A 16,409-nucleotide genomic window follows, 5' to 3' on the forward strand; every position below is an offset into this window, starting at 1 on the left:
TCTTATTAAGTCCAATACCTAGGTCACCTAGTCTTACTTATCGTTCAGAGCAACAACGCCTGGAAGCGCCTTGCCTTCCATGAATTCCAGGGAAGCGCCGCCGCCAGTGGAGATATGGTCCATTTTCGAAGCCAGATTGAACTTCTCAGCTGCCGCTGCGGAGTCGCCGCCGCCAATGATGGTGTAACCTGATGTCGCAGCGCAAGCTTCAGCAACTTCTTTGGTACCATTTGCGAAAGTGTCGATCTCAAATACGCCCATCGGTCCGTTCCAAACCACAAGCTTGGAATCCTTGATGATCTCGGCATATTTCGCGCGAGTCTTAGGTCCGATGTCGAGACCTTCCCAGTCTGCAGGAATGCTGTCGATTTCAACGGCTTTATGGTTGGCATCTGCGCTGAAATCGTCAGCGACGATGCAGTCTACTGGCAATACGAAGTTCTTGCCGAGCTTCTTCGCCTTCTCAATGAAGCCAAGCGCAACATCCAGCTTGCTGTCATCCAGCAGGGATTTGCCGATTTCATGGCCTTGTGCCTTGAAGAAGGTGTAAGCCAATCCGCCGCCGATCAGCACATTGTCTGCGATGTTAAGCAGGTTGTCGATCACGTCGATCTTGTCTTTTACCTTGGAGCCGCCAATAATCGCTGTGAATGGACGTTCTGGGTTCGACAACGCCTTGCTCAGAACAGACAGTTCCTTCTCCATCAACAGACCGGATACAGCCGGCAAATGATGAGCAATGCCTTCTGTCGAAGCATGCGCACGGTGAGCAGCACCAAAGGCATCGTTCACGAACAGATCTGCGAGTTCAGCAAATTGCTTAGCCAGCTCAGGATCGTTCTTTTCTTCGCCAGGATAGAAGCGAACATTCTCAAGAACAAGGACGTCTCCGTTGTTCATCGCGTTCACTTGCGCTTTAACTGCTTCGCCTACAGCTTCGTCAGCCTTAGCTACTTCTTTGCCGAGCAATTCGCCAAGACGCTTTGCAGGCAGGGTAAGACGCATATCTTCGTTCACTTGTCCCTTTGGACGGCCCAAGTGGCTCGCCAGAATAACCTTCGCGCCGTTTTCGATCAAATATTTAACCGTTGGCAGCGTCTCGCGAATCCGGGTATCGTCCGTGATTTGGCCATCTTGCATCGGCACGTTGAAATCGACGCGGACAAATACGCGTTTACCGTTTACTTCCACGTCACGTACACTTTTCTTGTTCATCTTCACGTTCCTCCTAAGCCATCTAATTTCTCTCGTAAGGATACAGCTTGAAGCTTCTATTTATTATTTATCTATAAAAAAACGGTGTGTGTGAATGCCATTACTAGAGACGATTTGAAAATCGTCTTTTGATCACGAGGTACTCTAAATATTACTGCGTAAAACAGAGATGCTATTTAAAAAACATGAACCAAAGAGGAGTCCTCTACACAGGGTTCTCCTCTTTGGCGTTTATCTTTGGTGCCGGGTCTTACTTAACTTTCTTTGCGAAGTATTCCAAAGTACGAACCAATTGAGCTGTGTAGGACATTTCGTTGTCATACCAAGCTACAGTCTTAACCAGTTGCTTGTCGCCAACAGTCAATACTTTAGTTTGCGTAGCGTCAAACAGGGAACCGAAAGTCATACCCTTGATGTCGGACGATACGATTTCGTCTTCTGTGTAGCCATAAGTTTCTGGATCGGAAGCAGCCTTCATTGCTGCGTTAACTTCTTCAGCAGTTACTTTCTTTTCAAGAACAGTTACCAGCTCAGTCAGGGAACCAGTTGCAACTGGTACGCGTTGAGCCGCGCCGTCCAATTTGCCTTGCAATTCAGGAATAACCAGGCCGATTGCCTTAGCAGCTCCTGTAGTGTTAGGGATGATGTTCTCAGCTGCTGCGCGCGCACGACGGAAGTCGCCTTTTGCGTGAGGAGCGTCAAGGGTGTTTTGGTCGCCTGTGTAAGCGTGGATCGTAGTCATCAAGCCTTCAATGATACCGAACTTGTCTTGAAGCGTCTTAGCCATAGGAGCCAAGCAGTTAGTTGTGCAAGAAGCACCGGAAATAACCGTTTCCGAACCGTCAAGGATTTCATGGTTAACGTTGTAAACAACAGTCTTCATGTCGCCTGTAGCAGGAGCGGAGATAACAACCTTTTTCGCTCCGCCTTTCAAGTGAAGCTCAGCTTTTTCCTTCGTTGTGAAGAAGCCTGTGCACTCCAGAACGATGTCAACGCCAAGCTCGCCCCAAGGAAGCTCTTCAGGGTTGCGGTTCGCAAGAACCTTAACTTCTTTGCCGTTCACCTTGAAGAAGCCGTCATGAACTTCAACTTCACCGTCGAACTTGCCTTGTGTTGTATCATATTTCAACAAATGAGCCAACATTTTAGCATCTGTCAGGTCATTGATTGCTACTACTTCGATGCCTTCCACATTTTGAATGCGGCGGAAAGCCAAACGACCGATACGTCCAAAACCGTTAATACCAACTTTTACACTCATGAATAGATCCTCCCAATGTTCTTTTTTTATTAGTCAAGACAGGCTGTTAACCCGCCATGAATAAACGTTTCTAAATCTAAGATGTTGTCTAAATAGTAATTAATCCAGCAGTTTTACAATTTCTTCGGCGGCGGCCTCATCGATGACGAGAATATCCTCCTGACCGAATTGAAGCACCGCATGGATGGCTCTGGCTTTACTCTTGCCGCCCGCAATCCCGATCACGGTCTCCGTCCGCATAATATCCTCCAGCCGGAGGCCCAGGGTCAGCATCTTGTGAACAACAACGCCCTCACCATTAAAATAATAGCCGAATGATTCCGCAAGCGCACCTTCGTCCTGCAATTCCTTGACCGTGCCTCCATCCAGCTTGCGCCGGCGTGCCATCTCCATCGCGTCTCCGATACCGTGAATGATGATTCTCGCTTCCCGGATCATCTCTACGATATCATGGATGTTCGGGTCATGGACAAGCGATTCATACGCTTCCTTGCCTAGCAAATCAGGCACATGCAGCAATCGATAGCCCGCACCTACTCGCTTCGCCATTCCGGAAGCAATCGTATTCGCCTGAATCTCCAGGCTCTCTCCCAATCCGCCGCGTGCCGGTACGAACCAGCATTGCTTCAATGAGAGATTGGCCGGTGGGCTAAGCTGCTCCGCCACTTCGGCAATCGTAGATCCGCCTGTTACCGCGACGACATCTTGAGGGTTCATGGTTGCAAGCAGTGCCTTGGCGCCGGCTCTGCCGAGCTCCTTCTTGGCTAATAGCGAAGCCTCGCTATCGCCTGGCACTATAATGACCTTGCGAAGGCCAAAGGCATCCCTGATTCTCTCCTCCAGATTGGATAGTCCGAAGATATCCTTCACGATCGGCTCCAGGTCGTCCAGCAGTTTTCTGCCCGAATCACTGATTCTCATGCCCACATTCTCGATTTCAATCAGGCCCTGAGCCTTCAGAAGATCCGTCTCGGCCCTAAGCACACGTTCTGTCATGTTCAATGATACCGCGAGCGTTCTGCGGCCGATCACATCCGATAACAGGATCTGGTGAAGAATGGTATACCTTTTCTTGAGAATCTCCATGAGATCAGGAAGAAGCTGCTTCTGCACTTCCAAAATAGTTCGCATGCTTTCCACTCCTGCAAGCTTCGACTTTCTCTCTCCTTCTCCTTGGTCTTAAAATGTCCCGGGTTAACTTTTTAAGTCCCACTGATATTTTAACCAATTTCTATCTCGGTTGCAAGCCTGTCGACCGTATAATTTACCTTCGTCTGCCCGCTTATGCATGTAGAAGCAGTAACCGCCCTGTCCCAAAAAATAAACAGCGCTCCCTCTGGCTAAAAATCAGACGTCTACCCGTCTATTCTCACCAAAAGGAGCGCATTCATGCTATATAGGCGACAACACTAAATTTTTTAACGAATTAATACAGATAAGGCACTCTTGGATTCCAGGCGGAAGCTGGCTTGCTTCTCCCCTTGCAACTGCAATGTAATATGACTTGCGCCCTCTCCATCATTAAACAGAACCACCCCGATCGAATCATCCGTATTCCGGAATGCCACCGAGCGTACCTCGGGCTGATCCGCTTCTGCGGAGATCCGAACAGCTCGCGGAGCTGCGACCTTGCTGAAATGAGCCAAGGCATAATAATCGAGCGTATATTCCAGACCGCGGGTCTCCTGATTGACGGTCACGATCCCCCGGCAGGTGCTCTTTCCGAATCCGGGCACAGTCGGTCCATTCTTCTCATCAAGCGCCATATTCCAGAGTACCAGGGATTGGCTATGATTACGGAGAATTTCGATGCCCGTCCGCATCACGTTGGAGAAGGCCGGCTCGAAGGCAGGAATCCATTCCCCGCCGGAGCCCTCGGTGAAGTGGACCTCCTTGCCGGGATAAGCCTCCTTCACTTGGCTTTGCGCGGCAGGCGGCCCGCCATACCAATGCCAGGCTACGCCGTCCACAGCATCCCCGGCTTCATCCAGAACAAGCAGCGGGTAATCCGGGCGGTCCCAGTTATGATCATAGGTCAGAATTTTGGTCTGGATCCCGTGCTTCACAAAGGCCGGCTTCAGGTGCTCCCTAATAAATTCAACCTGAACCTCCGGAAGCATCAGCATGCTCGGATAATGTGTCGGCATATATAAAGGCTCGTTCTGCGGTGTGACGGCATAGATCAGCAGACCATGCTCGGCATAGGCCTTGATATACTTGGCGAAATACTCGGCATAAGCCGCGTAGTATTCCGGCTTCAGTTCGCCTGCCAGCATGGAGCCGGTCGTCTTCATCCATCCCGGCGCGCTCCACGGCGAGCCGAACAGCTTAATCTCAGGATTCAGGCGCAGCGCTTCCTGTACCAGCGGAATGACATCGGCTTCATCATGAGCGATGGAGAACTGCTTGAGCTCCGGATCGGTCTCACCTTCCGGAAGATCATTATAGCTGTAAATGAACCGGGCATAGTCAGAGGCCCCCATCGGGTTGCGAAGAACGGACAGGCCGATGCCTTCCTCCCGGTCGAACAGCTTCTTCATGAGATCCATTCGGATCTCCTCAGGAAGCACCTGATGAATCAGGTAGGCTGCCGAATCGGTAAACGAAGCGCCGAAGCCATCCATGGTCTGATAGCTTACGGACTCATCCAGTGTGACAGTAACCATAGGGTCGTTATCGGCAGGCTTGAGCTGCTCTGCGGTCTTTTGGACGAATAGTGAGTCCTCTCCAGAGGAGTAATAGAGTGTGAGATCTCGCATGATGGTCCCTCCAATTTTGAAAGTTGGAATAAAGATGATGCGTGGCAAAGGGCAGCCGTATGAAATGAAGCTTACGATCGCTGTTGTTCGCGGATTTCTCTGATTGAACTAAGCCCCCATTGGGTTGAAATCCGCTCACAAAGGCGAACACTCCGTTTCTACAGCTTCATTTCATACTCTTGCCTACCTACGCAGCTTCTGATTACAACTTCTTTAGTAATGAAGGGACCATCCCGGAGATCGGGGGATCGGCCGGAAAAGCCCCTTCGTAGATAGATTAGTTAGTTAAAGACTAAAGATAGATCGTGCAGGACTGGATTATTTAATGCCCAGCTTTTCTTTGTTTGCTTGCATTTTTTCGGTACGGATCTTCACAATGGCATCCCATCCGTTTTCGTCAAGGAACTTCTTGTAAGCATCGAGAGTCTTATCGAACTCCGCTTCGCTCTTGGAGCGGATCAGGCTGACCATCGCAGTGTTCCAAGTGGTGTTAATTGCCGTCAAGGAGCGAGCTTCTGCTGTACCTTGATCCGGGTTTGTATTCTCCAGAATGAAGTGAGGAACCAGCTTGCCCTTACCCCATTCTTGCATTTGCTTGATCGATTCTGGGAAAGCATCAGAGCTCAGCGTCTTATGGCTGTCATGACCGAAGAACATGAACTCGCCCATGCGATATTCCTTCTTGAATTGGTCTGCGTTGTTCAATTGCAGTTCTTTTACTTCCGGTGTGAATTGAACTGTACCGTCCGCATTCTTGGTGTAAGTCTCGCCTTCGATGCCGTAGTTCATCAGCATTTGGCCTTCATCACTCAGCAGGTACGTGAAGACTTGAATTGCTTTTGCAGGGTCTGTGCAGTTTTTCGTAATGAAGCTGATCATCCAGCCGGTAATCCCGGACTGGTTCAGCATTGGCGCATTGCCGACAGTGCTTTGCGGACCGTCAATTGCCATATAAGCTTTATCTGGATTTGCGGTCATAAAGATTTGCAGGTTACCGCCTTGTTGCGGCGTTCCGTCCAGCAGCATTGTAGCGTATTTGCCGGCTTTTACTTTTTCCTCGAAAGCAGGACCGTCGTCAGCGAAGCTATCGTCACTGATGCCGCCCTCCCGGTAGGATTCATTCAGCGTTTTCAACCAAGCCAAGTAGTCTTCATCCAGGTTACGGTTATAGAACTCTCCATTCTCGGTCTCGAGCGGAACACCCAGGAAGTCCTGGAACACATCGCCCAGAGAGCCTGTGCCTTCACCAATCGAGTTAAAGCCGAACGGAATCAGTTCCGGGAATTTACTCTTGATCTGCTGCATTACATTCTTGAATTCCTCCGGCGTGCCGATGGTTGGCTGACCGAGTGCTTCATAGACATCCTTGCGGATGACGAAAGCGGTCTTCGCAGGAATGGAACCGTTATCATAATCAGCCTGTGTATTGGAATAGTTCGGATAGCCATACGTATTGCCATCATCGAGCTTGAACCAGTTCAGCGTATCCGCTGCAGCTACTTTATTGAAATAAGGGTCGTACTTCTCGGCAAGCTCATTCAGCGGAAGCGCCCAGGTGGAGGCTTTCTGTACAACGGCCGAGTTCGAATCGAAAGTGGTGATCAAATCCGGCATGTCATTGCCGGCGAAGAACGTGTTCAGCTTGGTATCGTCACCTGTAATGAACTTGATGTTGATATTCAAATCCTCTTTAATCTTTTTCGTCACAACATCATTGCCAAAATCGGTATTCCACCAGTCCGCATTCACGTACCAAGTGAGCTCTGTCATCTCTTCCTTGGTATCCAGCTGCCATGCAGGAGTGTTAGCATCCGGCGTGTAGCGGTTCTCAAGCGATACTTCCTCCTTAGCCTTTGAGCCGCCCCCGGAGCCGCCGCAGCCTGTAACTACAAGCGCAGCAGCCAGCAAGGTAGCGCACAGTGTCATGGACTTTTTCCCGAAGCCTTTGTTCAACTTAAACATTCCGAAACCCTCCTTATTGTTAAAAACACTTTTCTTGCGGTTCAACCCGGTATTCTCCCTGTCTGTCTCTATGTCCAAAACTACTCTTTCACCGCCCCCAGCATCATGCCTGAGATAAAGTATCTTTGCAGTATTGGATAAATCACAACAATCGGTAAAGTAGTGATTACAATTGTTGCGAGTTGAACCCCTTTGGTAGTAGTCTCGATGACGACTGATCCGCCGATATTTTGCATCGATTGGGTCTGGGATTGAACGATAATCTCATACAGCTTCATCTGCAGCGGATACAGCCACTGGTCAGTAATGTAGAGCTTGGTGGTCATGAAGTCATTCCACTGGTTCACCCCGTTGAACAGGGCGATCGTTGCCATCGCAGGCATGGACAAAGGAATGAAGATTCTCAGGAAAATCTTCCAGTCGCCCGCACCATCAATTTTGGCTGACTCCTCCAGGGAGTCCGGTACATTGCGGAAGAAGTTCATCAGAATCACGACATCATAGTAGCTGAACAGGGCCGGAATGATGTACACCCAGAATGTGTTAAGCAGCCCCAGGGATTTGATGAGCAAATAAGTCGGAATCATCCCGCCGGAGAAGAACATCGTGATAACGCCCATCGTGACATAAAGCTTGCGGCCCCGCACATTGCTCTTGCTCAAGCCGTAGCCGATCATGGCACAGAAGAATACGTGGGTCAGTACCCCGATAACCGTCTTCAGGACGGAAATAATAAAGGATTGCCAGATGGTCTCATCCCGGAATACCGCTTGATAGTTCTCGAGCGAGAATTCTTTGGGCCAGAAGACGAAGCCCCCCTCCGCCAGTGACCGTCCGGAGCTAAAGGAAGATACAATAACATTCCACAACGGAATGATAATAATCATGGTGAACAAAAGCAGTATAGTAATGTTTATAGTGTCAAAGATTCTACTATCGAGATCCTGCTTGACCCTCTTTGCTTGCATGGCTGCTGCCTCCTTCTCTACAGGACGGATTGATTATCATTAAGCTTGCTTGTTACCTTGTTGGCTACGACCAACAGGATCACGGATACGATGGAGACGCCCAGACCAACGGCAGTGGCATACGAGAAGTCACCTTGCGTCATCCCCATTCGGTACACATAAGAGTTAATTACTTCGGCCTTCGCCCGGTTCTGAGAGTTCATCAATACGAGTGTCTGGTCCAGGTTGGAGCCGAGCAATCCGCTTACGGTCAGGATCAGGTTCAAGCTGATAATCATCTTCATGTTCGGAAGGGTAATGTTCCAGATTTGTCTCAGACGGCTTGCACCGTCAATTTTTGCTGCTTCATAATAAGTAGGGTCGATCTTGGCCATGATGGCCAGATACAGAATCGTTCCCCATCCGGCTTCTTTCCAGATATCCGATAGAACGGCAATCCACCAATATTTTCCCGGATCGAGCAAAATATTCTGCGCCTGAGAGATGATCCCGAGATCAAGCAGCAACTGGTTGAACAGCCCTGTCGTCGAGAACCAGGTAATCAGCATCCCGCCCAGGACGATCCAGGACAGAAAGTGCGGCAGATAAGAGATCGTCTGCACGATCTTTTTGAACCGGCCCATGCTTAACTCATAGATCATGATCGCCAGAATAATGGGAATGACGAATCCGATCGCCAGCTTCAGGAAGCTGATCCCCAGCGTATTGACGACCGAGTCCCAGAAGTATTTATCCGTTGCAATAATCCGGAAGTTCTCCAGTCCTACCCAAGGAGCGGTATCAATGGTGTCAATGACCGTGTAGCTCTTAAAAGCGATCGTCAACCCATAGATAGGCACGTAGCAGAAAATAACCATGAAAATAATGCCGGGCCAGATCATCGATTGAATTTCCCACTGGCGTCCGAAATCAATCAGGAACTCTTTCATCCTTTGTCCTACCGGCTTTTTCAATACTGCTGACTTAGCCATGCTGTCTTCCTCCTTCGGATTTTCTAACGTCATTGAATAAAAACGTTTTTATATTTAGCATGAAAATCCCCCTCTATTTATATTCCAAAAAGGCCTTACAGCCTTACTGATTGGTCAGCCTCACATGGCTTGAGCCGCGCACGATCAACTCCCCGCCCAGCTTCTGAACCATCCCTTGCTCCTGCTTGAGGATCATGTTGACCAGATGATTCACGGCGAGAATGCCCTGTCTTGCAATCTGATTTCTTACCGTAGTCAGCGGCGGCGTGAAATACTGGGCAATATCAATATCGTCAAAGCCCATCACGCTTATATCCCTTGGAACCTCATAACCATGCGTTCGCAGCGCCTTGATACACCCGATCGCACTCAAATCGTTGCCCGCCAGAAAGGCGTCGGGCTTCTTCCCCGGAAACTTATGCAAATAACCCTTTACAGCATTATAGGTACCTTCTTCTTCAAAATAACCTTGTAATATCATCTCTTCATCCGCCGGAAGCTGATGCTCCCGCAATGCCGCCAGATAGCCTTCCTTCCGCTGCACGCTGTCATACATCGTATCCACGCCGGAAATATAGGCAATCCTTTTGTGCCCCAGACTAATCAGGTACTTCGTAGCCTCATAACCCGAAGCATAGGAATTGAAGATCACGGTTCCCATCGTTTCCTTCTGGATCACCCGGTCCAGAAACACCGCTTTCACTTTATCTTTCTCCATCATAGCTATATCATTCTCGTCAATCCGCGATTCTTCATAAATGATCACGCCATCGACGCGTCTGCCAAGAATATTACTGATAATCGTATGTTTGTCTGCCGTGACCATCACGTTCAGACCATAGCCGAGCCGTTCGCATTCCCGTGCCATAGACTCAACCAGAATGTAGAAGTAAGGACCGGATACGCTTGTCGTGAAAAAGCCAATCATGCTCGTCTTCTTCGACTTCAAGAGCTTCCCGTTCAGATTAGGCACATAGTTGAGCTGCTTGGCAATCTTCAGCACATGAGACTTCGTCTCCGGATTCAAGACATCGACATCATTCAATGCATTCGATACCGTGGAAATGGAAACGCCCGCCGCCTTCGCTACATCCTTAATCGTAACTTTCCCCATACTAAGCACTACACCTCTCATAAATAAAAACGTTTTTATATTCATAAAGTATCATAGAAGCGCTTTCAGTACAACACTTTTTTATAAATTTTTGTTCTCCCCTTATCCTGCAAGGGATCCGGGCGATTAGTGTCGCCGTTTCTTGCAAGAGTGCAGCAGTGTGAGTACACCAACAGTAAAAAAGCCGACCAATGATTCTGCGCATGGGGGCAACGTGTGAAGTGTGCTGTAGAAGCGTCAGCGTTCGCCTTTGTGAGCGGATTTCTCCTTTGGTAGAACTTAGTCCAATCATAGAAATCCGTGAACAACAGCGATCGTAGGCATACTTCACACGTTGCCCCCTCTAACTCGCCCTTCAATGTTTTAACTATATTCCGCTATTGCACATTTTCCTGCAAGCGTGCAACAACACTCGCTATTCCAGCAAATTCTGCAAGATGCGATTAAGCACGCATGTGTACATTTGCACCAAGCGCGGCTCCCAGCGCGCAGTGTTTCGCAGCATGATTGCAGAACAACAACAGACTCGGGAATTTAGCTTGCAATTTATTAGTGGATGGCATATAATCATTTCTGCACGTTAAAAAAGCTGCCATTCAAAACATGCGCCCGTGGTCCAATGGATATGACGTAGGCCTCCGGAGCCTGAGATCGAGGTTCGATTCCTCGCGGGCGCGCCATTTTATCTTTTAAAATGCATATTGCTTTTCTGGTTGCACGCCCGTTTGGGCTTTTTTGTTACCTAGAGTTTGACTATCTTTGACTTTCTGTTTGAAATTGATTATGATGAGGTTAATATTTCTCGATTCCGTCAATTCTTATAGAGTTGGGGAACATTTGCACACTGTCGAGTCAACCGTATGAATTATCCTTACGATCGCTGTTGTTCATGAATTTCTCTGATTGAATTAGATTTATGTTGTAGAAATCCGTTCATAAAGGCGAACACTTCGTTTCTTCAGGACATTTCATGCTATTGCCTTACCCTTGTGCCAAAGATCGAACCCTTATAAAGTTGGCAGACTCGAGAAGCATGGAGTTATAAACTATTGGATAAAACAGGGAGGTTTTTTCGGTGAGCTATATACCTATGGTCGTTGAACAAAGTAACCGGGGCGAACGCGCTTATGACATCTATTCCAGACTGCTGAAAGACCGGATCATTTTCCTCGGTTCGCAGGTAAATGATGTTGTGGCCAACGCGATTATCGCACAGATGCTGTTTCTGGATGCGGAAGACCCTGGAAAGGATATCCATCTGTACATCAATAGCCCTGGCGGTTCCATTACGGCTGGGATGGCCATTTTTGATACGATGCAATTCATTAAGTCCGATGTGTCCACCATCTGCGTAGGACTCGCGGCTTCTATGGGCGCTTTCTTGCTGAATGCAGGCGCACCAGGCAAGCGTTACGCGCTGCCGAACAGCGAGATTATGATTCACCAGCCGCTCGGCGGAGCAGAAGGCCAGGCAACGGATATTGAGATTCGTGCCCGCCGGATTCTCAAGATGCGCGACAAGCTGAACAAGATCCTCGCCGAACGGACCGGACAACCGCTTGATCGGATCGAGAAGGACACCGACCGCGACTATTTCATGAGTGCTGCTGAAGCGAAGGACTACGGCCTGATCGATCGTGTTATCGAGAAGACACCGACGCCAGACAATAAGTAATTTTTATAAATCAACTATAGGACTGCTGTTCCCGGATTGTTTTTGATCTGGGGGCGCAGTCTTTTTGCTTGCATTTCAGGGCAATCAGTGAAAAAATAATGAAAATATATGAAGCGTTCCGAAATATTCTGAATACTGAAAATTCAAGGAGTGAAGCAAGATGTGTGCAAGCCGAAGAAAGAAGCTTCCTGAAGTCAGCCGGGTGCTGGCAGAGGTGGCTACCGGCAGTAGAAAAGCAGATTTGATTATCCTGGACGGCACGCTGGTCAATGTGTATACGGGCAAGCTGCAGCCCCATACAGATGTGGCAATTGCGGCGGGCCGCATTGCCTATATCGGCTCAGCCGCTCATCTGGCCGGTCCTGATACCGTTCTCGTCCATGCAAAGGGCAGATACATCGTTCCAGGTCTGCTGGATGGACATATGCACGTAGAGAGCACCATGCTGTCTGTAACGGAATTCGCCAAGGCGGCCTTGGCGAAAGGAACGACCGGGGTATTTATGGACCCGCACGAGATTGCCAATGTCTTCGGCTCAGAGGGCGTCCGCTGGATGCACGACGAAGGCCAGCAACTGCCGCTGAAGGTCTATACCACCTTTCCGTCTTGTGTTCCTTCCACCGATGATTTGGAGGATGCCGGGGCCTGCTTGCATGTCTCCGACATTGAGGATGGCATGACCTGGGAAGGCGTGGCCGGATTGGGCGAAGTGATGAATTTCCCGGGCGTCGTGCACGGTGATCCAAAAATGGCCGGAGAGATTACTGCTACGATCAACGCCGGCAAGACGGTAACCGGACATTTTCCTAGCGAATCGGATTCCGAGCTGCAAGCATATATCGCCTCCGGAGTGTCATCCTGCCATGAGACAGTAACCCGGGAACAAGGTCTGCGCAAGCTGGAGCTGGGCATGTATCTGATGGTGCGGGAAGGCTCCGCCTGGCATGATGTCAAGGAAGTGATCAAGGTCGTTACAGAGGACGGGGCGGATTCTGCCCAGGTTCTGCTGATCACGGACGATGTATACCCGCAGACCTTGATTGAGAAAGGCCATATGAATCATGTCGTACGCCGGGCCATCGAAGAAGGCGTAGATCCTGTCAAGGCGATTCAGATGGGCTCGATCAATACGGCCCGTTATTTCCGGGTCGACGGTGATGTCGGGGGCATCGCCCCCGGCAAATGCGCCGATGTGCTGCTGATCGGCGATCTGGGCCGGGTGGAGCCGTCCACGGTCATTGCGGACGGCGAGATCGTGTGGGAAGACGGCAAGCTTCGCGCCGACTTCCCGGTGTACGAATACCCGGCGCATGCGCGGGATTCGGTACGCCTCGCCCGGCCGCTGGTACCGGGCGACTTCGCGGTGCCGAGCACGCTTGGCGCTGCCAGCGGCGGCACCGAGGTCCGCGTCATTCGCGCGATTGAAAATAGCGCGCGGACAGGACGCGGAACCGCCCGCCTCGAGGTGGCGGGCGGATACATCCAGCCGAGCGTGGAGCAGGATGTGCTCACGCTCGCGTGCATTGACCGCCACCATGGGAGCGGTCAAATCTCGTTGGCCTTCGCGCAGGGCTTCGGCCTTAAGCGCGGTGCCGTGGCGTCGACGGTCGCCCACGACAGCCACAACCTCCTCGTGATGGGTGCCAGCCACGAGGATATGGCCTTCGCTGCCAATGAGCTGGCGAAGCTCGGAGGCGGCATGATCGCCGTGCTCGACGGCCAGGTGCTGGCGGCAGTGCCGATGGCCATTGCCGGCCTGATGTCCGATCAGCCGCTCCATACCGTCGCCCGGCAGGTTCAGGAGCTGGAGCAGGCCTGGAAGACGCTTGGCTGCACTTTGAACGCGCCGTTTATGACCTTCTCCCTGATTGCCCTGCCGGTCATTCCCGAGCTGCGGATCACCAACCGCGGGCTCGCCGATGTCGATCAGTTCCGTCTCGTTCCCTTGGAGCTGGGGACAGAGTAATCCATATAGAATTCCATAGAGTAGCCCATAAAGAAGCCTCCCGCTGTATCGACGATCTCCTCAAGGAGACGCTGATGCCATGCGAGAGGCTTCTGCGGTTTTATTTAACCTGATATAAGTTGAACTAAGGAGTTACGCGTACAATGACTAATTCGACTTATATAACTCCGGGAACGGGAAATAAAATTCCGGGAACCCGAAGGCATAAGGCAGGTAGTCATAGAGCTGGAAGAAGATGACCACTCCGTTATTTTTCATATAGTAATCCGGGTTGCTGCCGATCGTCTTGAAGCCGCCAAAGTAGCCCTCAGTCTGCTTCAACTGCTTCGCAATCGATGGGTCGACGATTTTCCGGAAATCAGGATTCTTCCGCAGCACCTCATCCAGCGTCAGCAGCTTGCCGTCACTCAGGCGGAAGGTCAAGCCTTCCCGCACGCTGATCCCGTGCGCCCCTCCCGTATAAGCATAGGTCTGCTCCAGAATACTCAGCAATCCTCCCCGGTTAAAGGTCACCGTATAGTTCCCCAGATACTCGTAAGGGCTGCCGTTCGGGGACGGCTGATTCTCCTTGGTTTCCTTAAGCGCCCGCTCTACAAATGACTTAGCTCGTTCCTGCAGCAGCGCATTGATCGAAGCCTCAGCCGTCTTATTGCGCAAACCGCTGATTTGAGGATACTCTACCTTGATCGAGGCTTCCGGAATGACCCTTTCCAACCGCTGGGTAGTGATCTTGACATCGTTCAGCTTATGCGGAACCAGGTTCAGCGCAGCTTTGGCTTGATTCCAATTCGAAGTTACCCCCAGGTGGTCGACTACCACATTCACCGATACGTATGGCTTGCCGTCGATCACCTTCCATTCATAAGGCAGAAGCTGTTTGCTGCCGTTCACCACCGCCTCGGCACCATTCTCTCCCGGTTTAAGCTCCACCACTACATAGCGGCGGGTCAACGTGTACACACCCGTGGCCGGATCATGCTTCACGGGAATTTTCAGACTCTTCTGAATAAATTCCAATGGAACCAGTACATCCTCTTCTCCCTGCCGGCCTTGCCAGCGTACAGCCTTATCCTTGACGGTTAGCTTGACGGCTTGCCCCGGATTGAGCTTGGGGGTCTGCTCCGTCTGGGCCGGGGCCTGGGTCAGCATAACCGTATTCGATTCATATCCCGCAAGCTCTGATCCTGTCGCAGCCGCAGTCTGAAGGTTATCCGCAGCTGCCGCGAATGCGCCTGTATTCAGCACGCTCGCCGCCAGCAACAGCGCACCTGTGAAGACTATCCATTTCTTCATGATCCTGATCACCTCTTCTTGGAGTTACCCCAATTATTTCCCCGAGAGGAACAAATCATGCTCATGATCTGGAAAAATAAAAAGGGATATGCCTCTCCCAAGCAGGGAGGTGCATATCACCTTATGAAACGTATAACACGGAGGGGTTTACCGTCCGCTCTTCAACTCCGTCCAGAACCGGTCGTAAAGCTGCAGCTTGTCCCCAACATCGCCAAGCCATTCCGTGCGGGACAATTCATCCTCCGACAGATTGATCATCTTGTCATTGTTGTATTCCTCACTATGGAACTCATGTGCCTTGGTGTTCGGGTCACTGTAACCGATCGATTCATAGTTCTTGGCGCTGTTCTCGGGATCCAGCATGAAATTAATGAACTTCTCAGCCAGCTCCTGATTTTTAGCACCCTTCGGAATCGCATAGTTATCAGACCAGATCGTTCCGCCTTCCTTAGGTACAACGAATGCAACATCCGGGTTGTCCTTCGCAATATAAGAAGCGTCGCCGGACCAAACCGTCCCGATCCAGCCTTCTTCCTGAATCATCTTTTGCTTGATGTTGTCTGTATCGAATGCCAGCACACTCGGAAGCAGGGCCTTCAGATCGTCAACCGCTGAAGTAATCTCGGATTCATCTGTAGAACTGTTGGAGTTTCCTGCCTTTTTGAGCGCCATTCCGATCACTTCCCGGTTGTCGTCCAGCAGCAATACTTTACCTTCATATTCCGGATTCCAGAGGTCTTCCCAGCTGTCGATCTCAGCCTTCACATACTTGGTGTTGTAGGCAATTCCCGTCACACCGGAAGTATAGACGATGGAATACTGGTTCCCCGGATCATAAGAAGGATCCTTATACGAATCAGATACATATTCAAAATTCGGAATGTTGTCTTTGTTGAGCGGTGCCAGCAAGTCCTGCTTGATCATCGTTGCCACCATATAATCTGAAGGTTGAATCAGGTCATAGCCGCTGCCGCCGGCTTTAATCTTCGCCAGCAGGTCCTCGTTGTTCGCAAATACATCATAGTTGATTCTTACGTCGAATTCCTGTTCAAATGCCGCCAGCACATCAGCGTCAAAATTGTCCGCCCAGCTGTAAATATTCAGTGTTTCCTTTGAAGAACCGCCGCAGCCCGACAATACGGACAGCGCCAGTCCGGCAGCCAGCACAATGCCGGCCCATTTCATTTTTTTCAATTTAGGATCTCCTCTCTTTCCGCAAAATCAT

At 50.3% G+C, this 16,409-nt stretch carries 12 protein-coding genes and 1 tRNA gene; 3 read left to right on the forward strand and 10 right to left on the reverse strand.

The genetic code is table 11. The features are described 5' to 3' along the window. Positions 1-33: 33 nt before the first annotated feature. The 8 genes from KQJ23_RS01895 to KQJ23_RS01930 all read right to left on the reverse strand — a co-directional run bounded on the left by KQJ23_RS01895 (position 34) and on the right by KQJ23_RS01930 (position 10,250). Entirely contained in the window at positions 34-1,215 is a 1,182-nt protein-coding gene (locus KQJ23_RS01895) for a phosphoglycerate kinase (protein WP_216476968.1), read from the reverse strand. Between the two features lie 250 nt (positions 1,216-1,465). Then, complete coding sequence (gene gap, locus KQJ23_RS01900) at positions 1,466-2,476, reverse strand: type I glyceraldehyde-3-phosphate dehydrogenase (protein WP_216476969.1); 1,011 nt, start codon at positions 2,474-2,476, stop codon at positions 1,466-1,468. Between the two features lie 99 nt (positions 2,477-2,575). Then, positions 2,576-3,607 carry a sugar-binding transcriptional regulator gene (locus KQJ23_RS01905; protein ID WP_216476970.1) on the reverse strand — a complete coding sequence of 344 codons (1,032 nt, stop codon included), beginning with the start codon at positions 3,605-3,607 and terminating at the stop codon, positions 2,576-2,578. Positions 3,608-3,894: 287 nt separating this feature from the next. Beyond that, a complete protein-coding gene (locus tag KQJ23_RS01910) occupies positions 3,895-5,235 on the reverse strand; it encodes a glycoside hydrolase family 30 protein (protein ID WP_216476971.1) in 1,341 nt (446 codons plus the stop codon). 318 nt (positions 5,236-5,553) lie between these two features. Then, entirely contained in the window at positions 5,554-7,197 is a 1,644-nt protein-coding gene (locus KQJ23_RS01915; protein ID WP_216476972.1) for a type 2 periplasmic-binding domain-containing protein, read from the reverse strand. Positions 7,198-7,277: 80 nt separating this feature from the next. Then, on the reverse strand, positions 7,278-8,165 hold the full coding sequence (locus KQJ23_RS01920; RefSeq protein WP_216476973.1) for a carbohydrate ABC transporter permease: 888 nt from the start codon (positions 8,163-8,165) through the stop codon (positions 7,278-7,280). Between the two features lie 17 nt (positions 8,166-8,182). Next, entirely contained in the window at positions 8,183-9,136 is a 954-nt protein-coding gene (locus KQJ23_RS01925) for an ABC transporter permease (RefSeq protein ID WP_216476974.1), read from the reverse strand. 103 nt (positions 9,137-9,239) lie between these two features. Next, on the reverse strand, positions 9,240-10,250 hold the full coding sequence (locus KQJ23_RS01930; protein WP_216476975.1) for a LacI family DNA-binding transcriptional regulator: 1,011 nt from the start codon (positions 10,248-10,250) through the stop codon (positions 9,240-9,242). A 605-nt stretch (positions 10,251-10,855) separates the two neighbouring features. Here KQJ23_RS01930 and KQJ23_RS01935 point away from each other — a divergent pair. The 3 genes from KQJ23_RS01935 to ade all read left to right on the forward strand — a co-directional run bounded on the left by KQJ23_RS01935 (position 10,856) and on the right by ade (position 13,891). Further along, positions 10,856-10,930, forward strand: a tRNA-Arg gene (locus tag KQJ23_RS01935). 395 nt (positions 10,931-11,325) lie between these two features. After that, positions 11,326-11,925, forward strand: coding sequence for an ATP-dependent Clp endopeptidase proteolytic subunit ClpP (gene clpP, locus KQJ23_RS01940; RefSeq protein ID WP_346779326.1), 600 nt, complete (start codon positions 11,326-11,328; stop codon positions 11,923-11,925). A 160-nt stretch (positions 11,926-12,085) separates the two neighbouring features. Then, positions 12,086-13,891 (forward strand): adenine deaminase, encoded by a 1,806-nt coding sequence (gene ade, locus KQJ23_RS01945; protein WP_216476976.1) that lies wholly within the window; start codon positions 12,086-12,088, stop codon positions 13,889-13,891. Between the two features lie 147 nt (positions 13,892-14,038). Here ade and KQJ23_RS23600 read toward each other — a convergent pair whose 3' ends face one another. Both KQJ23_RS23600 and KQJ23_RS01955 read right to left on the reverse strand, forming a co-directional pair. Then, entirely contained in the window at positions 14,039-15,184 is a 1,146-nt protein-coding gene (locus tag KQJ23_RS23600) for a PdaC/SigV domain-containing protein (RefSeq protein ID WP_249529424.1), read from the reverse strand. Positions 15,185-15,331: 147 nt separating this feature from the next. Beyond that, a complete protein-coding gene (locus KQJ23_RS01955; protein WP_283571140.1) occupies positions 15,332-16,378 on the reverse strand; it encodes an ABC transporter substrate-binding protein in 1,047 nt (348 codons plus the stop codon). Positions 16,379-16,409: the final 31 nt, after the last annotated feature.

It is taken from the genome of Paenibacillus brevis (genome assembly GCF_018919145.1).
Lineage (GTDB): Bacteria > Bacillota > Bacilli > Paenibacillales > Paenibacillaceae > Fontibacillus > Fontibacillus brevis.